Origin of the sequence: Buchnera aphidicola str. Ua (Uroleucon ambrosiae), assembly GCF_000225465.1 — a bacterium.
Lineage (GTDB): Bacteria > Pseudomonadota > Gammaproteobacteria > Enterobacterales > Enterobacteriaceae > Buchnera > Buchnera aphidicola_B.
In genome coordinates this window covers 119,642-141,416 of sequence record NC_017259.1, presented here as the reverse complement: position 1 = coordinate 141,416, position 21,775 = coordinate 119,642, and the positions used below count along the sequence as shown (strand labels likewise).

20 protein-coding genes are annotated in these 21,775 nt (G+C 22.8%); 4 read left to right on the top strand and 16 right to left on the bottom strand.

The window, feature by feature from the left end; all coding sequences use genetic code 11:
• Positions 1–13 precede the first annotated feature (13 nt).
• Complete coding sequence (locus tag BUAMB_RS00660; protein WP_014499860.1) at positions 14–520, top strand: dihydrofolate reductase; 507 nt, start codon at positions 14–16, stop codon at positions 518–520.
• 18 nt (positions 521–538) lie between these two features.
• On the opposite strand, the gene apaH is transcribed toward BUAMB_RS00660, so the two are convergent.
• The 3 genes from apaH to BUAMB_RS00645 are packed head-to-tail and all read right to left on the bottom strand — an operon-like array spanning position 539 to position 3,588.
• Positions 539–1,360, bottom strand: coding sequence for a bis(5'-nucleosyl)-tetraphosphatase (symmetrical) ApaH (gene apaH / locus BUAMB_RS00655; protein WP_014499859.1), 822 nt, complete (start codon positions 1,358–1,360; stop codon positions 539–541).
• Between the two features lie 58 nt (positions 1,361–1,418).
• A complete protein-coding gene (rsmA, locus tag BUAMB_RS00650; protein ID WP_014499858.1) occupies positions 1,419–2,240 on the bottom strand; it encodes a 16S rRNA (adenine(1518)-N(6)/adenine(1519)-N(6))-dimethyltransferase RsmA in 822 nt (273 codons plus the stop codon).
• A 55-nt stretch (positions 2,241–2,295) separates the two neighbouring features.
• Positions 2,296–3,588 carry a peptidylprolyl isomerase gene (locus BUAMB_RS00645; protein ID WP_264356945.1) on the bottom strand — a complete coding sequence of 431 codons (1,293 nt, stop codon included), beginning with the start codon at positions 3,586–3,588 and terminating at the stop codon, positions 2,296–2,298.
• Positions 3,589–3,782: 194 nt separating this feature from the next.
• Here BUAMB_RS00645 and BUAMB_RS00640 point away from each other — a divergent pair, with 194 nt between their 5' ends.
• Complete coding sequence (locus BUAMB_RS00640; protein WP_014499856.1) at positions 3,783–4,550, top strand: DedA family protein; 768 nt, start codon at positions 3,783–3,785, stop codon at positions 4,548–4,550.
• Between the two features lie 86 nt (positions 4,551–4,636).
• Here BUAMB_RS00640 and rplY read toward each other — a convergent pair whose 3' ends face one another.
• Complete coding sequence (rplY, locus tag BUAMB_RS00635) at positions 4,637–4,927, bottom strand: 50S ribosomal protein L25 (RefSeq protein ID WP_014499855.1); 291 nt, start codon at positions 4,925–4,927, stop codon at positions 4,637–4,639.
• A gap of 49 nt (positions 4,928–4,976) precedes the next feature.
• Positions 4,977–5,819 (bottom strand): deoxyribonuclease IV, encoded by an 843-nt coding sequence (gene nfo, locus BUAMB_RS00630; protein WP_014499854.1) that lies wholly within the window; start codon positions 5,817–5,819, stop codon positions 4,977–4,979.
• A gap of 619 nt (positions 5,820–6,438) precedes the next feature.
• Here nfo and glyQ point away from each other — a divergent pair.
• Positions 6,439–7,377, top strand: a complete 939-nt coding sequence (glyQ, locus tag BUAMB_RS00625; RefSeq protein WP_014499853.1) for a glycine--tRNA ligase subunit alpha — start codon at positions 6,439–6,441, stop codon at positions 7,375–7,377.
• Complete coding sequence (glyS, locus tag BUAMB_RS00620) at positions 7,352–9,424, top strand: glycine--tRNA ligase subunit beta (RefSeq protein ID WP_014499852.1); 2,073 nt, start codon at positions 7,352–7,354, stop codon at positions 9,422–9,424. The genes glyQ and glyS overlap by 26 nt, the downstream gene beginning before the upstream one ends.
• Before the next feature lie 21 nt (positions 9,425–9,445).
• Here the strand turns inward: glyS and yajC are convergent, their stop codons facing one another.
• From yajC to ydiK, 11 genes are all read right to left on the bottom strand, one after another.
• A complete protein-coding gene (yajC, locus tag BUAMB_RS00615) occupies positions 9,446–9,781 on the bottom strand; it encodes a preprotein translocase subunit YajC (RefSeq protein ID WP_014499851.1) in 336 nt (111 codons plus the stop codon).
• A 4-nt stretch (positions 9,782–9,785) separates the two neighbouring features.
• A complete protein-coding gene (gene tgt / locus BUAMB_RS00610) occupies positions 9,786–10,907 on the bottom strand; it encodes a tRNA guanosine(34) transglycosylase Tgt (RefSeq protein ID WP_014499850.1) in 1,122 nt (373 codons plus the stop codon).
• 986 nt (positions 10,908–11,893) lie between these two features.
• Positions 11,894–12,202 carry an integration host factor subunit alpha gene (locus tag BUAMB_RS00605; RefSeq protein WP_014499849.1) on the bottom strand — a complete coding sequence of 103 codons (309 nt, stop codon included), beginning with the start codon at positions 12,200–12,202 and terminating at the stop codon, positions 11,894–11,896.
• 6 nt (positions 12,203–12,208) lie between these two features.
• Positions 12,209–14,602, bottom strand: a complete 2,394-nt coding sequence (pheT, locus tag BUAMB_RS00600; protein WP_014499848.1) for a phenylalanine--tRNA ligase subunit beta — start codon at positions 14,600–14,602, stop codon at positions 12,209–12,211.
• A gap of 9 nt (positions 14,603–14,611) precedes the next feature.
• Positions 14,612–15,604: a phenylalanine--tRNA ligase subunit alpha gene (pheS, locus tag BUAMB_RS00595; protein WP_014499847.1), complete on the bottom strand. Its 993-nt coding sequence runs from the start codon at positions 15,602–15,604 to the stop codon at positions 14,612–14,614.
• Positions 15,605–15,801: 197 nt separating this feature from the next.
• On the bottom strand, positions 15,802–16,158 hold the full coding sequence (rplT, locus tag BUAMB_RS00590) for a 50S ribosomal protein L20 (RefSeq protein WP_014499846.1): 357 nt from the start codon (positions 16,156–16,158) through the stop codon (positions 15,802–15,804).
• A gap of 41 nt (positions 16,159–16,199) precedes the next feature.
• Positions 16,200–16,397: a 50S ribosomal protein L35 gene (gene rpmI, locus BUAMB_RS00585; RefSeq protein ID WP_014499845.1), complete on the bottom strand. Its 198-nt coding sequence runs from the start codon at positions 16,395–16,397 to the stop codon at positions 16,200–16,202.
• Positions 16,398–16,447: 50 nt separating this feature from the next.
• Positions 16,448–16,987: a translation initiation factor IF-3 gene (gene infC / locus BUAMB_RS00580; RefSeq protein ID WP_014499844.1), complete on the bottom strand. Its 540-nt coding sequence runs from the start codon at positions 16,985–16,987 to the stop codon at positions 16,448–16,450.
• Positions 16,988–16,990: 3 nt separating this feature from the next.
• Positions 16,991–18,919, bottom strand: a complete 1,929-nt coding sequence (gene thrS / locus BUAMB_RS00575; RefSeq protein ID WP_014499843.1) for a threonine--tRNA ligase — start codon at positions 18,917–18,919, stop codon at positions 16,991–16,993.
• Positions 18,920–19,106: 187 nt separating this feature from the next.
• Positions 19,107–20,153: a 3-deoxy-7-phosphoheptulonate synthase gene (locus tag BUAMB_RS00570; protein WP_014499842.1), complete on the bottom strand. Its 1,047-nt coding sequence runs from the start codon at positions 20,151–20,153 to the stop codon at positions 19,107–19,109.
• Between the two features lie 351 nt (positions 20,154–20,504).
• On the bottom strand, positions 20,505–21,584 hold the full coding sequence (ydiK, locus tag BUAMB_RS00565; protein ID WP_014499841.1) for an AI-2E family transporter YdiK: 1,080 nt from the start codon (positions 21,582–21,584) through the stop codon (positions 20,505–20,507).
• Between the last annotated feature and the right edge of the window lie 191 nt (positions 21,585–21,775).

Below are 21,775 nucleotides of genomic sequence, written 5' to 3'. Positions count from 1 at the left end.
TTGGTATTTATATATGAATATAAGTTTAATTGCAGCTATATCTAAAAATTTAATTATTGGATACCAAAATAAAATACCTTGGTATATTCCTAATGATTTAAAATGGTTTAAAAAAAACACAATACATAAAAATATCATTATGGGTCGTGTAACTTGGGAATCTATTGCTCAACCTTTATCTCATCGTAGAAATATTGTTATTAGTAAAACAGAAATCAAAAATAAAAACGTTATTTGGTGTCATTCAATATCTGATGCAATATCTAATGCAGTATCTAATATAATTGTCTCTAAAAAATATCAGCAAGAAATTATGGTAATTGGAGGAGAAAAAATATATAAACAAATGTTGTTTTATGCTAATAAATTATATTTAACCAATATAGATATTGATATTATTGGTGATTCTTATTTCCCTCAATATATGTTATATCCATCATGGAAAATTTTATTTAAACAAAACAATATTAAAAATAAATTTAATCCTTATAATTATTCTTTTCAGATTTTATCAAGATAATATTTTTTAAGAAAATTATTAATATTTTCTACATCCAGAAGATTGAAAAAACCATTTTTTATCTTCCCATCGAAATATCCTCAACTCTTCACCCCAACAACAACCTCCATCTAATGAAATAAAAGGTTCTGGAATATAAGTACCTTTTAAAGAAGACCAATGTCCAAAAAAAATAGAATATATTTTTGGAATTTTTGAGGGTATTAAAAACCATGGTTGCAAAGGATATGGAACTAAACTAGGTGATTGCTTATATAGCATATTTAATCTACCATCAGGATAGCAATATCTCATTCTTGTACAAGAATTTAAGGTATATCTTAATTGATCAAATTGATTTAAATATACAGTCCAAAAATCTATATTATCAGCATACATATCTTTTAAAAACGAGATATAATTTTCTTGCGATAAATATTTTATAAAATCACGTGTATATATTTTCGCTGTATTAATACTCCATTGTGGACTAATGCCAGCATGAGACATAATAATATTATTTTTTTTATCAATTCTTAAAAGAGCTTGAGAACGAAGCCAATTAATTAATTCTATACTATCTGATGCAGAAAGAAACTCATCAAAATAATTTTCTTTTTTATTTTTTTTAATGCCTGCATGTACTGCAATTAAATTGATATCATGATTACCTAAAACTATTTTAACTTTATTTCCTAACGAATAAAGATATCTTAAAACTTTTAGAGAATCGGGACCTCTTGATACTAAATCACCAGCAATCCATAAATAATCTTCTTTAGAATTAAATAAGACTTGTTTTAAAAGCATTCTTAATTCCTTATAACAACCATGAATATCACTTAAAAAATAAGTACTCATATTATATTCATCCTGATCTCAAGTAAATTAAAAAAAATTCTTAAAAATCAATTAAAAATTAATTATTAATAAACTGTTTATGTTTTTTATATAAATTATTAGCCAATTGACAATATTGAATAATAGAAACATTTTCAGCTCTTAAATTTGGATTAATTTCTAAATGAATTAAATCTTGCTCAGAAAAAAAATTTCTTAAACTATGACGCAATATTTTTCTTCTATGTTGAAAAGCATGTTTTGTAATACTAGTTAATAAATTAATATCATAAACAAAATAAGGAGAATGAATATGCGGAGTTAAATTTACAAACATTGAATTAACTTTAGGAATAGGTTGAAAATTTTCAGGTCGAATATGTAATAATATTTTAATATTACAATAATATTGAGATATAATACTTAAACGACCATAAAGTTTTTCACCAGGAATAGCAACTAATCTTTTAGCCACTTCTTGTTGTAACATAAAATTCATATCTTGAATAATATCAATATTCCGAAATAAATATATTATTAAAGATGTAGAAATATTATATGGTAAATTTCCAAAAATACGAATTAATTGACTTTTTTTATAGAATATATTTTTATAATTAAAATCTAAAGCATTATGACAATATATTTTTAATTTATCAAAAAATATACATTTCTTTAAAAAAGATAATATATTAGGATCTATTTCAATGACGATAAGTTCATTTAAAAATTCACAAATAGGTTTTGTTAACGCACCTAAACCCGGTCCAATTTCTAATAATGTTTGCGTTTTTTTAGGATTAATTATTTTGATAATATTTTTGATTATTTCTCTATTTACAAGAAAATTTTGTCCGTATCTTTTTAAAGGAATAAATTTTTTATATTTATTTAGTATCATAAAAGTTATAGATTATATATTTGCTTGAATTGTGAAAGCATATTTAAAAAATATATCATGATTTGATAATTTTTATATAAGCGTTTTTTTTTAAATTATTTATCCATTGTTGTTTTGCTAATATTTTTTTTTGAATAAATAGAATATTATATGCCTGTTTTTTTTTAAAATTATAAAATTGATCAACCTGACGCGTATTTAATAATTTCAATATATGCCATCCAAAATGAGATTTAATAGGTTTACTAATATAATGTTTATTAAAATGTAAATGTTTTTTATTAAAATACATATTTAAAAATTCTTTTGATACCCAACCTAAATCACCTTTTTTATGAGATAGATCAGTATCATGAGAAAAATGTTTGACAGCATAATCAAAACTATATATTCCTTTTTTAATATTTTCGTATATATTAAAAATATGTTTTTTATCTTCTCCATCTTTTGATATAGATGATTTTATTAAAAAATTTTGTATATGAAATTCAGTGACCAAATTTTCTTGATTATTATGAATTTCATGAATTTTTAATATATAAAATCCTTTAGCTCCTAAAAAAGGTCCTAATATCTCTCCTTTTTTTGTAATTTTTAATGTTTGAGATATTTGATTATGTATATCAAATAAAGACATCCAAAACATTTTTTTTACTAAAACAGTTGGATTATTTTTAAAATCTATTAATGATTTTCCAAAATCATAACCTTTTTGGATTTTATCTTTTATATTTTTTGCTATTGTTTTAATATCATTAATTTTTTTATTAGAATATTCTTTTGAAATAGGTAATAAAATATAACTTAAATTAATTTTTTTTAATTTATTATTTGATTCAATTAATTTTTTTAAAATAATATTTACTTCTTTTTCTGAAATCTGAATACGTTTATGAAGTTCATAGTTCTCTATAATATTTATTTTCAAAAATTCTTTAATATTTTGTATATAATCATCATAATAATGATGATGTTTTTTATTATATAAAATAATACGTTTATTTAAATCGTGCATACTAATATGTTTTTTTAAAGCAATATTTTTCATAATAGTATTAATTTGTTCTTGAGTAATTTCAATATTCATTCTATTTGCTTCTTGTAGCATTAAAGAATGTGTAATTAATTTTTGAATAACTTTTTCTTTTAAAAAATCGTGTTTAAATATTGGTTCTTTAATATTGTTATGCTTTTTTTTAAAAATAGATAAAATTCGATTAACATCACTATTTAATATAATTTGATCATTTACAATAGCTACAATGTTATCTACTAAATACGTTTTAGCTGACACAGAAAATATACTAGTAAAAATATAAAAAATTACAAAAATAAACAATTTCATTATTATTCTTCTTCTGCGTTTTAATGGTTAATATTTAATATTACAGTTATTTTATTATTATAAACATCATACAACAATTATTGTATTTTAAAAAAAATAAATTATAATATTTTTCTTAAAGTTACTTAAAAAACATATACAGTATAAAATATATATATATAAAAATATGTTTTTAATAACAAATATAATGAGCATTTATGGAATCTTGGATAGAATGTTTTATAACACAATCTTTAACATATTCTCTGCTATTAGTTGGAATTATTGCGTTTTTAGAATCTCTTGCTTTAATAGGATTATTGCTACCAGGTATTATTTTAATGACTACGTTAGGAACATTTATTGGTGATGGAAAATTGTTATTTTATCCTGCTTGGATAGCTGGAACAATTGGATGTTTATTTGGAGATTGGGTTTCATACTATATTGGATTATATTTTAAAAACTGTCTAAGTAAATTAAAATTTCTGAAAAACAATCAAAAATTAATTGACAAAATTACATCTGTATTACATAAAAATAGTATGACAGCTATTATTCTTGGACGATTTGTAGGACCAACTAGACCATTAATGCCAATGATATGTGGTATGCTGAGATTATCATTAAATAAATTTATTTATCCCAGTATTATTGGATGCATACTCTGGCCTCCGGTGTATTTTTTTCCTGGAATTATCACTGGAATTGCTATTAATATGCCAGAAAACGCGCAAAATAATTATTTTAAATGGCTGTTGTTAATTATTGCAATATTAATATGGATAGGAATATGGCTTTTATCAAAATGGTGGAAAATTCCAAAAATTAATCAAAAAAATAACGTATTTTTAAATAAAAATATAATTGGATTTTTAGCTTTTTTAACAATTACTGCTGGTATAATAGGCTTAATTGCTATACAATTTCATCCTACTATGTTTATGTTTAGACATATTTTTTTTACTATATTATTGAAATCATAAATTTAAATTAATAAACGATTTTTTACTGAATAGATTTGTTCATTTGTTCATAAAAAATGTTTTTTGTGTTTATAAAAAAGAATATATCAATCATATATATATATGAAATCAATGTGTAATAATTTTAATTTAAATGAATGTCTTTGGATTGCATGAACTTTAACTTTATGTTCTTTATCATTAATTAATAATAATATACTTTCATTATAAAATTCTGATTTTTTTTGTAGATTAAAAATAGCATTGTGATCTAACGTTAACAAAATACTATTTTTGTTAATTCCATATAAAATACCAGGAAACTTATTATTAATTCGTAATCTTCTACTAACATTTGTACCTTTTTCTTGTCTTGTTTCTGCTTTTATAGTTAACATATCAAATCCTCTTTCATATCTTTTATTATTACATGATTTAACTACTTAATTATTTTATTTGTAATCTTAACCAATCGATTTCTTGCCTCCATATTTCAGGATTAGCAGTTTCTAAAATCATAGGTATATTATAAAAATTTTGATTTCTAATAATCCAACTAAAAGCTAATGTTCCTATTTCACCTAAACCTAAACTTTCATGACGATCAATACGACTATTAATTTTTTTTTTCGAGTCATTTAAATGTATTCCCTTTAAATATTTTAATCCTATTATGCTATTAAACTTTTTAAACGTATTTTGACAATCTTGTTCAGTACGCAAATCATATCCTGATACAAATAAATGACAAGTGTCAATACATACTCCAATTCTTGATTTATCATCAATATTATTAATAATTTCAGCTAAATGTTCAAAACAATATCCTACATTTGTGCCTTGTCCTGCAGTATTTTCTAATACAGCTATAACATTTTTTGTTTTATCTAAAATCATATTAATAGAGTTGGCAATTCTTAATAAACACAATGTTTCAGTTATTTGATTTAAATGACTTCCTGGATGAAAATTTAAAAAATTCAAACCTAATTGACTGCAACGTATCATTTCATCCAAAAATAATGCTTGAGATTTTTTTAATAATTCGTTAACTGGATGGCCGAGATTTATTAAATAACTGCTATGAGGTAAAATTTGTTGAGGTGTAAATTTATACTTAATACAAAAATATTTAAAACAATCAATTTGTTTTTGACTGATTGGTGGAGCATACCATTGTAGTTGATTTTTAGTAAAAAAAGAAAAAGCTGTTGCATTAATTTTACGAGCACGTAAAATAGTTTTTTCTACACCACCAGCCGAACTAATATGCGCACCAATATACTTCATTTTATTCCTATTTTTTAATAAGTAATATTGTAAAATGTTTAAAAATGATTTATATAAATTAATTCAAAAATGACTGTTTTACATGTATTTTATTTTATATGAAAAATAAATATAATACTAATAAAGTTAATGATAATCAATAAAAATTAATTTATTATTACATTGATTTAATAAATTTTTTTATATTAATATCTATATTATTTTTTCTATAGATATTTTAACATCATTTAGAATAAATTTTTTAAATATTTTTATACTATTTTATAAATAATCTTTATTTTTTAAAAAAAAATTTATTCAGAATACACTAAATATTTTTAAAAAAATATAATATAATTTTTTAAAATTTACACAAAATATATTTATATAATATAAAATATGATTAATATTGTATTTTTAAACTTGAAAACAAGTAATAATTTTATATATTATTAATAGAATTCACAATAGATAATTATCTTTATTTTTCATATATATCATTGTATTCTCTTTTATATCTAATAAATAATCTTTCTTATATAAAATATTAATGTTGTTATATATTTTAATTAAAAAATTGTAATATTCTCATTCAGAATAATCATCAATAATAATATATATTTCTATCTCTGGATATACAATGAAACATAATTACAATAATTTTTATAATTTAATTGACATATTACAAAAATACTGGCTACAACAAGGATGTACTATTTTTCAATCATTAGATCTTCCAATTGGAGCAGGAACATTCCATCAAGCAACTTTTTTAGGTACCATTGGACCAGAACCCATACAAGCAGCATATTTACAAACTTGTCGTAGACCTTCAGATGGAAGATATGGAGAAAATCCCAATCGATTGCAGAATTATTATCAATTTCAAGTAATTATTAAACCACCTTTAAATAATATTCAAAATCTTTATTTACATTCATTAAATTTATTAAATATTAACGAAAAAACAAATGATATACGTTTTGTAGAAGATAACTGGGAAAATCCTACATTAGGTGCATGGGGTATTGGTTGGGAAGTTTGGTTAAATGGAATGGAAATTACGCAATTTACTTATTTTCAACAAGTAGGTGGGCTAGAATGTAACCCTGTAACTGTCGAAATAACATATGGTTTAGAAAGACTCGCTATGCATATACAAAATAAACCCAATGTTTATGATCTTATTTGGAATACACATAAACATCAAGAAATAACTTATGGAGATATTTTTAAACAAAATGAAATAGAACAATCTCAATATAATTTTGAAAATTCTAATATCGATTTTTTGTTTTATACTTTTGAACAATATATACTAGAATCAACAAGATTAATTAATCTAAATAAACCATTATTATTAGTTTCATATGAAAAAATACTACAAGCTAATCATATATTTAATTTATTAGATGCTAGAAAAGTTATATCTTCAAATGAAAGACAAAATTATATTTTACGTATTCGCAAATTAACTACTCAAATTGCAACAAAATACTTGCATCAAAGAAAAAAATTAGGTTTTCCATTATGTACTAAAAAAAGAGAAAAAAATGAAAACACAAACATTATTAATTGAAATAGGTACTGAAGAATTACCTGCTAGATTACTTAATAATATATCTCTTAATTTCTATAAAAATTTTATTACAGAATTAAATATATTAAATATCAAATATAAAAAAATTTCATATTTTTCTACCCCAAGAAGATTAGCATTAAAAATTCAAGATATAAATATGCAAGAACAATATATAGAAATACAGAAAAGAGGTCCATCTATAATAAAATCTTATGATAAAAATGGATACTTAACAGAATCAGCTATTTCTTGGTTAAAACATTATAAAATTAATATAAAAGATACTATTCGTTTAAAAAATAAAAAAGGTGAATGGCTATTATATAAAACTAAAAAAAAACAAGATAAAATAGAATCCTTAATACCAAAAATAACTGAATTAGCACTAAAAAAAATTTCTTCAATGATTCCAATGCGTTGGGAAGTTGATCATATAAAATTTTTTCGTCCTATTCGTAATATTGTAATGCTATTAGATGATCAAATTGTTTCAGGAAAAATATTTAATATTAATTCTAATAGAATTTTACATAATCATATTGCCTATAAAGAACAAAAAATAATTATTAATCATGCAAAAGAATATCCTAATATTCTGTTTGATAAACAGAATATTCTCGCTAATTATATAATTCGTAAAGAAGTCATTATTAAAGAAATTAAAGAAACTATAAAAAAAATTCATGGTTATATAGAAAAAAATCATATATTAATTGATGAAATAACTTCTTTAGTAGAATCTCCTATCGTACTTTTAGCAAATTTTAAAAAAAAATTTCTTAAAATACCTAGAAAAATACTGAAGTATGTTATAGAAAAACAACAAAAATGTTTGCCAATATATAATGATAAAAATGATATTCTGCCATATTTTATATTCGTATCTAATATAAATTCAAACAAATCAAAAATAATTATTTCAGACACTGAAAAAGTAATGCATGCTAGACTTTCAGATATTGAATTTTTTTTAAAGAATGATAGAAAAACAAAGTTAGAAAATCATCTTATTTCTTTAAAGAATGTTTTATTTCAAAACAATATTGGTTCAATGTATGAAAAAACATTACGTCTTCAACATTTAATAAGATGGATTACGCAATATTATCCAAATAATTTAGAAGATGCAACTAGAGCAGCAATGTTATCAAAATGTGATCTTATAACAAATGTTGTATGTGAATTTCCAGAATTACAAGGCACAATAGGAATGTATTATGCATTAGAAAATCAAGAAAAAAAAACGGTTGCTCTGGCTATTGAAGAACAATATTTACCTGCTTTTTCAGGCGACATACTGCCAAAAACTTATATAGGTTCTATATTATCTATTTCTGATAAAATTGATACTTTATCAGGAATGTTTTATATTGGAAATATTCCTAGTTCCAATAAAGATCCATTTGCATTAAGACGCCTAGCTCTTGGAATATTACGTATTATTATCAAACAAAATATATCATTAGATTTAAAAGAATTAATTAATAATAGTTTATCTTTATATAATAAAAAGTATATTGATGATTCAAAGTTATCTGATCAAATTATTAAATTTTTTATATCAAGATTATTTTATTGGTATCAAGAAATAGGATATAGCAAAAATATTATTCAATCAGTATTATCATATAAATTAACACAACCTATAGATATTAATAAAAGGATAAAAGCAGTATCTATTTTTCAAAAATCAACAAATTCAGAATCAATAATGTTGTGTATTAAAAGAATTATTAACATTTTAGAAAAAGAAAAGCAAACACTTTCAACTAAAATAAATACTCAATTAATGGAAAAAAAAGAAGAAATTATTTTATTTAATCAAATAAATAATCTATATATTGCTACAAAACAGTTATTTTTAAAACAAAAGTATGAAGATATTTTTTTAAAAATTAAAGATCTTGAAAAACCTATATATCATTTTTTTGATAACGTCAAAATATATCATTCTAATCCTAAAATTTGTTTAAATCGATTAATTTTATTAAATAGTTTTAAAAAAATTATTTTTAAAATAGCAGATTTTTCTTATTTATACTAAAATAATTAGTATAATAAAATATTATAAAGATTTTAAAGTACCTTTAGGTAATAATGATACTATAAAATCTTTTTGAATTAATACTTCAGTAGTATCATTTAATTGCAGAAAAACATATCCGTTGTTTGTAACTTTATTAATACGTCCTAAAAAACCACTTGTAGTTATAACTTCATCTCCTTTAACGAGAGCATTTATAAGATTTTTATGTTCTTTATCTTTTTTTTGTTGAGGACGGAAAAGAACAAAATAAAAAACTAATAAAAATATAAATATCATAAATATTAAAGAGTATGAATTACTATTTCCTGATGATTCAGTTACAAAATCATTAGTTTTTTGAATTAAAAAATTCATTTGATCATCCTATATATTTATTAATAATATTTTTTTGTTTGTAAAAATTTATTTGAAACTGATGAAAAACATTATTTTTTATTGCACTTCTTATATTTGACATTAGTGTCTGATAATAATGCAAGTTATGAATTGTATTTAAACGAGCACCTAATATTTCATTGCAAGCATCTAAATGATGTAAATAAGCACGACTGTAATTTTTACAAGTATAACAAGAACAAGTATCATCTATAGATGATAAATCTTGTTTATATTTTTTATTTCTAATTTTAATGATACCATTTGTAACAAATAAATATCCATTTCTAGCATTACGTGTAGGAATTACACAATCAAACATATCTATACCATGATACACTCCTTCTACTAAATCTTCTGGTTTTCCTACTCCCATGAGATATCTAGGTTTATTTTTTGGTATTTGAGGACAAATATGTTTTAATAATTTATACATTTCGTTTTTTGGTTCTCCAACAGCTAAACCACCTAATGCATACCCATCAAAGTCTATTTTGATTAATTCTTTCAGTGAAACATCACGTAAATCTGGATATATTCCTCCATGAATAATACCAAATAATAAATTTTTATTTTTATATAAATCAAAATAAAAACGACTTTTTTTTGCCCATTCTAATGATCGTTCCATTGAATTTTTTGTTCTTTCCCAATTATCAGTATATCGAATACATTCATCAAATACCATCACAATATTAGAACCTAAATTTGATTGAATATTCATAGATATTTTCGGATTCAAAAAAAATTTTTTTCCATTAATATGATTTTGAAATAAAACGCCTTCTTGATTAACTTTACAAAAACGAGATAAACTAAAAACTTGAAAGCCTCCAGAATCTGTAAGAATCGGTCCTGGCCAATTCATAAAATTATGCAATGTACCATGTAATTTAATTATTTCTTGACCAGGTCGTAAAAATAAATGAAACGCATTAGCTAAAATAATTTTACTACCTGTGCTTTGAATTTCATCTGTACTAACACTTTTTACAGTTCCATAAGTTCCAACTGGCATAAAAATAGGAGTTTCAATTTTTTCTGTTTTAAAAGTAAACATACCATATCTTGCATTACCATCTTGATTTAAAAGTTTAAAATTCATTTTTTCTCCATAATTTTTAAAATTTGTTTTAAAAAAATTATGTAAAATGCTTTATATGAAAATAATTTATTTATAGAAATATATAAAAAGTATATAAAGAAAAAAAATAATATTTATTTATTAATCTTTAATTATTAGAATTCATAATACTTTATATAATCTAAAAAATAAACTGCCAAAATAATTAATATTAAATTTAAAATATAAAAAGTAAGAGTCAAGACATTAATAACATAATAACAACTAAAATTTATTAAAAATTAATTTAAAAAAAATTTTACAAGCGTTAAAATACATAATATTTTTTTAAATTTAAATTGCTGTAATTAATTCAAATATGATAAAATCTACATGGAAAATATTATCATATAATTTATATTGATATGTCTGTTCTTGAATTTATCTAATTAAATACAATTAAATGTAAGTCTTATTAGCCAAAAGTATAACATCACCTATTTTGAAAATAGTTTTGTTATAAATCTTAATATATAATTGATTTTTAATTTGTTTATATCACAATAGTCAAAAAATTTATAATCTTTTTTACTAGATAAATAAAATTATGAAATTAAATTTTTAACTAGATATTTCTATAATTAATTATAAAATTTTTAACATTATTTAATAATCAAAAAATTTTAGCATTAATTTTAATATTGTAATATTTTTTGACTAACTCATATCTTATTAATATTTACTGTTATTTTTTCTAATACTGTCAATTTATTCTGCTTTGTTATACTTTTATAAGTATCCAAGCAAAACTTTTATGTCATTTAAGATAATTAAATTACTAGAATTATAATTCCATGAATCATTTTAGAAAAAATATATAATATACTTTCTAGTCAAATCTATTAATTATCATTAAACGACAAGTATTTTAAATTAATCAAAGATAGAAAAATATAAGCGATTTGTTATAACATAAATCAAAATAAGAAATTTTCATACTAGACTTATTTTAGAACATATATAAAATACTAAATTTTAGAATTTTGTTTTATTAAATAATTATCAATTTTCTTTTTTAATTTTTGACCGGCTTTAAAAGTCACTACTCGTCTAGCTGTTATAAGAAAATCTTCTCCTGTTTTGGGATTTCTACCAGGACGAGCATTTTTATTTTTTATTTGAAAATTTCCAAATCCAGATAATTTTACATCTTCTCCTTGTTCTAACGCTTTTCTAATCTCTTCAAAAAAGCATTCCACCAATGCTTTGGAATCTCGTTTAGTCAAATTAAATGTTTCAAATAAGTGTTCTGTTATTTCAGATTTTGTTAATACCATAACTTTTTATTTCCTTAACATCACTTGAAATTTTTTTTGCAATACTCCTATACAATCATTGATCATTAAATTAATTTCATTATCTTGTAAAGTTCTTTTATAGTTTTGAAAAATAAAACTAATACCTAAACTTTTTTTCTTTTCTAATAACTCTTGATAAGAATATACATCAAATAGATTAATTTCTACTTTTTGATTCATAAAAAAAGTTTTGCATGTTTTAATAACATCATAAACAATAATATTATCGGATATTAATACAGAAATATCTCTTCGTATCGTAGGAAATTTTGAAACACCTTGAAATTTTGTTTGTTTAATAATATTAAAAAAGTATTTTAATGAGATTTCGAATAAAAATGTCGCACTACTTACATTTAATTTTTTTTCTAATCTTGGATCAATTGCACCAATTCTTCCAATTTTATTATTCTTAAAATATATAGATGCACTTTGCTCAGGGTGCAAACCAAAGATTCTTTCAGGTCGAAATTCTATATGATTTAATTCACATATTGAATCTAATATTAATTCTAAATCACCTTTTAAATCATAAAAATCCATTTTTCTCATTTTAAGAAACCAATTTTCTGTAAAATAGTTACCGCTAATTGCAGCTGCTAAAAAAAAATCTTGTTTAATTTCTAGATTATTTTTTTTATTTATTGAAAAACATAATCCGCTTTCAAAAATCCGTATGCTTTTTTGCTGACGATTTTTATTATAAGAAATATTTTTAAGTAAACCAGGCCATAAAGATAAACGCATACATGACATATCTTTAGCAATAGGATTAGAAATTAAAATATTTTTTTTATTTTCAAAAATTAAATTTTCTATTTGAGGATCAATAAAACTATAATTTATAACTTCATAATATCCTTTGTTAATTAATATCATAGCAGATTTTGTTAATAAAAAATCTGTTAATTCATTTTTTTTATGACAATTCAAATCTTCTTTTAATGGATTTAAAAAAATATTATTATATCCGTATATTCTTAATATGTCACTAATCACATCTTCTTCAATTAATATATCAAAACGCCAACTAGGAGGAACTACATCCCAAAAATATTTTTGAAAATCTAACTTATAATCAAGATTATATAAAATATTCGAAATAATTGTATCTTTAATATCTATCCCTGCTATTTTTTGAAATTTTTTATAATACAATCTAATTGTATTGTTTTGATGTAGAAATGAATTAATTTTGAAATCATTAATCAAATTAGATTCACCTCCACATATATTTAAAATTAATTTAGTAGCATATTCTAAAGCATATTTTTGAAGAGAAGCATCCACACCGTAATTGTAATACTCTAATATTTTATTAGCATCTATTTTCTTTAAAATAAAATAAATTAATTGTTTATCAATTAAAGATACACTTAAAAATATATTTTTAGTTTTTTGATTGATTTCAGAAAAAATAGAATGAATATTACCAGGAAGAGATAATATTTTATTTTTATCAGCAAATACTAATATGTTTTCATTTAATTTTATTTTGCTTTTATTTTTTAAAACAATACTTTCTTCATTTTTAGCCATACGAATAATAAGCTTGTTATCATCTATATTATCTGCATTAAATATATTTAAAGGTTGTCCAATTTCAATTAATATATAGTTTATAATATTAGTGATAACATTATCAGATAACATATCAGAAAAAAATAATTTTTTTTTCATCCATAATGGAGTATCTACATTAACATTAATATTTTGTATAATTCTTCCTAAAAAATGTGTACATGCTTTTTGTGCTTCAATATTAATATTAATTTTTTTTTGAACGTGAATAGGTGCCGATATATTTTTTAAATATGGTTGTTTGAAATTATTTATAGCGGCAATATTACGTGATATTCCTAAAATACTTAATCCATCTGGCCGATTTGATGTAGTAGAAATTTTAATGATATTGTCTTCTAATGATAAACAATGGTTAACATTTATACCTATCAATGTTTCTTTAGGAAATTCAATAATTTTGTTATCTTGTAAAAAAATTCCTAATTCATAAAAAGAACATAGCATACCTTCTGATAATTGATTCTGTATTATTTTTTTTTTAACAAAAATATTATCTTTTAAAATAGCACCAACAGTAGCTACTGCCACTTTTATACCATGACGACAATTTAATGCTTTACATACAATATTTAATAATTTTTTTTTCCCTATATCTACTTTAACTATTTTATAATCATTAAATACAGAATGCACAATACATTCAACTATTTTCCCAACAACAACACCAGTAAATCTTGGTTTAAATTTTTTTATATATTCTACTTCAATACCAGAACTAGAAATTTGTTCACATAATATATTACTATCAATTTTAATATTGATCCATTCGCGCAACCATTTTTCACTAAATTTCATTTCATCTCACTAATTGTATTTAAATTGATTTAAAAATCTTATATCATTTTCAAAAAAAGATCGAATATCACATATTTCATAACGTAACATAGTCATTCGTTCTATACCTATTCCAAAAGCGCAAGCAGAATATATATTCCAATCAATATTAACATTTTTTAATACATTAGGATGCACCATCCCACAACCTAATATTTCTAATGATTGCAAAGTATCTTTCTTAATAATATCTACTTCTGCAGAAGGTACAGTAAAGGGAAAATAAGATGGACGAAATTTAATAGATACTGTCTTTCCAAAAAAATCATATAAAAAATTATATATAATCCATTTTAAATTGGAAAAAGTAATATTTTTATCAACTATTAAACCTTCAATTTGATGAAACATAGGTGTATGTGTAATATCATAATCATTTCGATATACTTTACCTGGAAAAATAAATCGCATTGGTGGTTTTTCTTCTTTCATAATACGAATTTGCATATTTGAAGTTTGAGTTCTTAATAATCGATTAGTATCAAACCAAAAAGTATCATGACAATCACGAGCAGGATGATTTTTAGGAATATTTAAAGCATCAAAATTATGATATTCATCTTCTATTTCAGGACCGTTAATTGATTGAAATCCTAATTTAAAAAAAAAATTTTTAATATAATTAATTGTTTGTGTTATAGGATGCAAACAACCATTTTCAAAACGACGACCAGGTAAAGAAATATCAATTTTTTCTTGTTTAATTCTTTTTTCTAATTTAATGGTCATTAAATATTTACTATGTTTGTTAATATTATTAATAACTTCCTTTTTTGAATGATTTATAATAACACTATATTTTTTTTTATCTTTCAAAGAAAAATTTTTTAAATTTTTTATATAGTTAGTTAGAATGCCTTTCTTACCTAAATACTTAATTTTAATTTGATCTAATTCTTCTATTGTTGTTGTTTTTTTGACATCTATATTAATATTTTGAAATAATTGATTTAAATTTAACATTTTGTTTTCTTTTTATTTTTTAATAAACATTAATATTACATAGCTAATAAAAAGCTTCCAAAAACAGGAAGCTTATTTTTTATATAAAAAAAAATTAAACATTTAAATATAATGTCAAAATATTGTATTTAATATTATTAATTTATTGAAATGGAGGGGGGATTATATTCCCCTCTTAATATATTAAAATTCAACATTTACGACAAAGCTTTTTTTGCTCTCTCGACTAATTTATTAAATGAAAAAATATCAAATATAGCAATATCAGATAATATTTTTCGATCAATATTAATTGAAGCTTTCTTTAACCCAAACATGAAGTTACTATAAGACATTTGACTTTGACGAACAGCAGCATTAATACGTGAAATCCATAATTGACGAAATTGTCTTTTTTTTTGTCGTCTGTCACGATACGCATACTGACCAGCTTTAGTCACTGCTTGACATGCAACTCTATAAATTCTCGAACGAGCTCCATAATAACCTTTTGCTTGCTTTAAGATTTTTTTGTGGCGAGCATGAGCAATTACACCACGTTTAACACGAGCCATTTATGCTCTCCTATTCACAAAATCTTAACAAAATAAATTTTTTATGCATATGGTAAAAAAGATTTAACTCGATCTATATCTCCTTTAGATACTAGAATTTTAGAACGAAGATGACGTTTTTTATGTGTTGTTTTTTTTGTTAAAATATGACGTAAGTTAGCTTGTTTACGTTTAAATTTATCAGATGCAGTTTTTTTAAAACGTTTAGCTGCACTTTTTAAAGTTTTAATTTTTGGCATAAATTATTTCGTTAAAATTATAAAAAGAAAATATAATTAATTTATTAGCACTATTTCTTCTTAGGTGCTAAAATCATTATCATTTGACGACCTTCAATTTTTGATGGAAATGATTCTACAATTGCTAATTCAATTAAATCATGTGTAATACGATTTAAGACGTTTATACCAATTTTTTGATGAGCCATTTCGCGACCTCTAAATCGGAGGGTAATTTTTACTTTATCACCGCATTCTAAAAATCGTATTAAATTACGTAATTTAACTTGATAATCACCTTCATCAGTTCCTGGACGAAATTTTATTTCTTTTATGTGAATTACTTTTTGTTTCTTTTTTTGTTCTTTAGAAGATTTACTTTTTTCATAAAGAAACTTTCCATAATCCATAATACGACAAACAGGAGGTTCAGCATTTGGGCTAATTTCTACTAAATCTAATCCTAATGCTTCAGATTTTTCTAAAGCTTCACGTAAGTTAACTATCCCAATTTGATTTCCATCTACACCTGTAAGGCGAACTTTAATAGCTCTTATTTCGCCATTAATTCGATTAGGACGTGTTAATTGCATTCTTTTTCCACCTTTAATACTTTATTCCTCCATTTGATGAAAGTTACGAGTCAAAATTTCTTTTTGTAACTTTTGAATAAATAAATCAACATCAATCATTTTAAAAGTCTCACCTTTTCTATTACGGACAGATATTTTTTTAGCACTAATTTCTTTTTCACCACAAATAATAATATAAGGTATTCTACGTAATATATGTTCTCGAATTTTAAAACCTATTTTTTCATTTCTTAGATCTGATTCTACACGAATATTAATATTAGCCAATTGCTTAATTAATTTATTAATATAATTACAATCAACATTTGAAATACTAATTATAACTACTTGTACTGGAGAAAGCCATGTTGGTAAATTTCCTGAAGATTCTTCAATTAATATACCAATAAAACGCTCTATTGAACCTAATATTGCACGATGAATCATAATAGGTATTTGACGTTCATTTTTTTCATTAATATAAAATGAATTTAAACGTAATGGTAAATAAAAATCAAGTTGAATTGTTCCACATTGCCAATTTCTATTTAAAGAATCTTGTAAAATAAATTCAATTTTAGGACCATAAAAAGCGCCTTCTCCGGATTGATATTCAAATGATAAATGATTTTTGATCAGCATATCAGATAAATCTTTTTCTGCTGCATTCCATAAAATATCAGTTCCAATGCTTTTTTTTGGACGTGTAGATAATTTAACTAATATTTTTTTAAAATTAAATATACTATATAAATCATATATCATTTTAATACAATCATTAATTTCAGTACGTACTTGCTCTCTAGTGCAAAATATATGTGCATCATCTTGAGTAAAATTACGTACACGCATCAAACCATGTAACGAACCTGAAGGTTCATTACGATGACAACTACCAAATTCTGCCATACGAATAGGTAAATCTCGATAAGATTTTAATTTATTATTAAAAATTTGAAGATGACCAGGGCAATTCATCGGCTTAATACAGTATTCTCGATGTTCCGATAATGTGGTAAAAATTGCATTTTTATAATTATCCCAATGTCCGCTTTTTTCCCATATTAACTTATCTATTAATAATGGTGTTTTAACTTCTTGATATTGATATTCTTTTAATTTTGATCGAACAAAATTTTGTAGTTCATTAAAAATAATCCAACCTTTATCATGCCAAAAAATCATACCTGGAGATTCTTCTTGCATATGATACAATTCAAGAAACTTTCCAAGTTTTCTATGATCTCTTTTATCCAATTCATGCAAATATTTAAGATGTTCTTCTAATTGTGTTTTATTAGACCAAGCAGTACCATAAATACGCTGTAACATCTTGTTTTTTTTATTGCCTTTCCAATAAATACCTCCTATTTTTTGTAATTTAAAATTATTACAAAATTTTATATTATAAACTTGCATACCAATATCAAAATCTACATAATTTTCATGGTAATATAACGAAATTTTTTTATTGAGATTAATTTTGTTATCCATAAAAAATATTTTATATGGTTCATTAAATTCTTGAAATATTTTTTTCGCTTGAGAATAAGAAACTAACTTATTAACAATTTCATATTCTTTTTTTATAAGCAGTTTCATCTTATTTTCTAAAATTACAAGATCCTTGATTAAAATGGAATCTTTTACATCTATATCACAATAAAAACCATTTTTAGAAATATTAATTTCAGCAATGTGTCCATGTGGCCAAATATTTTTTATAGCATAACTTAAAAGTTGTGCACAAGAATACCGAATAATATCTAATGCTTTATCGTCTTTTTTACTTATTAAATTTATAATAGAATCTTTTTTTATTATAAAATTTAAATTGGAAAAATGGTTATTTATAGAAATTGCAATAAGAGACTTAATTATATTAGGATTTTTATTTTTAATCGTCTCTATTAATGCAATAGCATTGTCGTACACCTGTTGACTTCCATCGTTAAATCTTATTACAGGCATTCTATTCGGTCCTTAATTAAAAATATTGTTTATTTAATATAATTAAATATATAAATTTAAAAACATAGTTATTTATGTAAATATATATATTTTACATACAAAATATAAAAATCACATATTATAAAATATATAAAATTGTTTTAAATTGAACTAATATGCTAGTCAAATTTTTTGACTAGCATATAAACTAAAAACGAGCATCTACAGCATCGGCTAATTGTTTAATTATTAAAGTGCTATCTTTCCAATTTAAACAAGCATCAGTAATTGATTTTCCATATATTAATGGTTGATTTTTTACTACTTTTTGAAAGCCCTCTTCTAAAAAGCTTTCAATCATAACACCAAATATCGCTTGGGAGCCATGAGAAATTTGATGAGAAATAGATTTAGAAACATCTTTTTGACGAAGATGCTCTTTTAAACAATTACCATGACTAAAATCAACCATTAAGTATTCTGATAAATTAAATTCACGTAAATTTTTTACTGCTAAATCAATATTATTAGAATGATAATTAGGAGTACGCCCACCACGCATAATTATATGACCATATGGATTACCACTAGTATGATTAATTGTCATTTGCCCATTTTTATTAGGTGCTAAAAATAAATGTTGGACTTTTGCTGCACGAATCGCATCAATAGCAATTCGTATGTTACCATCAGTACCATTTTTAAAACCTACTGGACATGAAAGAGCAGAAGCCATTTCTCTGTGAATCTGACTTTCAGTTGTTCTGGCTCCAATCGCACCCCAACTAATCAAATCTGCAATAAATTGACCTATAACTATATCAAGAAATTCAGTTGCAGCAGGCATTCCTATTGCATTAATGTCTAATAATAATTTTCTAGCGATTGCTAATCCATGATTTACTCTAAAACTACCGTTTAAATCTGGATCTGAAATTAATCCTTTCCATCCAACTACTGTTCTTGGTTTTTCAAAATATGTTCGCATTATAATTTCAAGACGTTCTTGATATTTCAATCTTAATTCATATAATCGATGAGCATATTCTACTGCTGCGACAGGATCATGAACTGAACATGGACCTATTACTACAAGTAATCGTAAATCTTTTCCAGTCATGATACGAGCAATATTTTGTCTTGTTGCGATAACAGTATCCATAATTTCTGAAGTAATAGCATATTGCTTTGCTAATTCAAATGGAGTAATTAATGGATCAATTCGTATTGTACGTAGTTCATCTGTTTTTTTCATTTTATTCTCTAAATGAATTTTTTGTTCTGGAAAGAATAATAAGATATGATAAAATTACGAAAAATTAATTAGTTCAAATTTGATTTCTAATAATGTTTTAATACTTAATAGAAACATTTTATAATATTAGGGAGAAGAAATTGTTAATAGTATAATATAAATAATATTACATAAGTTTAAACAGAGATAAATGAAGATTAAATCTTAAATAGTTATTATTTTATGATTATTTTTTTATTTTATCTGTATTAGATGCAAATAAATTATTTTTATAAATGTATTATAATTAAGATTATATTTAATTTAAAATATTTATTTAACTCTACTTTTTCTATATTTATATACTTGTTTTTAACAATGTATTTTTTCTAAAAAAGATGCAATCGAAATTCCATATATCCATGAAATTATTAAACGATAAAATATCACTAACACAACTGGACCAATAAATAAACCAATCATACCAAAAATTAATAAACCACCAATAACTCCAAATAAAATTAATAAAATAGGCAAATCTGCCCCTATTCGTATAACAAACGGTCTAAGTATATGATCAAGTATAAATACAAGACTACTCCAAACTAATAATATTGTACCCCAAGTAGTGTTATTATTCCAATATAGCCATATAATTGAAGGTATTAAAATAGGTAATGGTCCTAATTGTATTAAACAAGAAAAAAAAATTATTATCATTAGTAATGCCCAATAAGGAATACCAGACATTAATAATCCTATACCAGATAATAAAGCTTGTATTAAAGCTGTAACTGCCACACCTAATGCAACAGCTCTTATTGCTTGAGTTGCGAGTAAAATAATAGCATAACCGTTATTTTCACTTAGTCGTAATGCAAATTTTTTTACTACTTCACTAATTTTTTCACCATTCCAATATAGTAAAGTACTAAAAAATAGCATTAATATTAAATGAATAAAAAACAAACCACAATTTTTAACTTGTATTATAACAAATTCTGTTGTACGTCCCATATAAGGTTTAACTTCACGAATTAAAGCTCTTCCATCGCTATCTAATAATTCTTGATAGCTTAAAAATATTTTTTTTCCAACAAGGGGAATATCTTGCAGCCATTCTAATTCTGGAAATTCTAAAGTATTTGAACTCAACCAGTGTATAAGAGGTATACTTGTAGCAATTAAACTATTGACTAAAAAAAACACTGGAATAATAAACAACAATAGTAAAATTATAATCATTATTATTACTGCAATAGATCGTTTACCTCCAAAAAATTTTTGTATTTTTAACATTAATGGCCAAGTAGCAATTACAATCATACTAGCCCAAGAAAATCCTAATACAAATGGTCTAATAACTAAAAAACTTATTACACCCATAGAAATAATAAATATCAATGATAAAATAGATTGTAATAAATCTATCTTGTCTTTTGAATTTTGCATATAATTATTTTACCTCAATATTTTTATATTATAAGTAATTTCTTGCAAAATTAATTTTTATAAAAAATTTATATTTCTATAGAAATATAAAATAATTATAACATTAAAAATTATAAAAATAATTAATAAAAAGTAATATTGTGTAAAATATAAATATTTAATTACAATATTGAACATTTTAAATACAATTA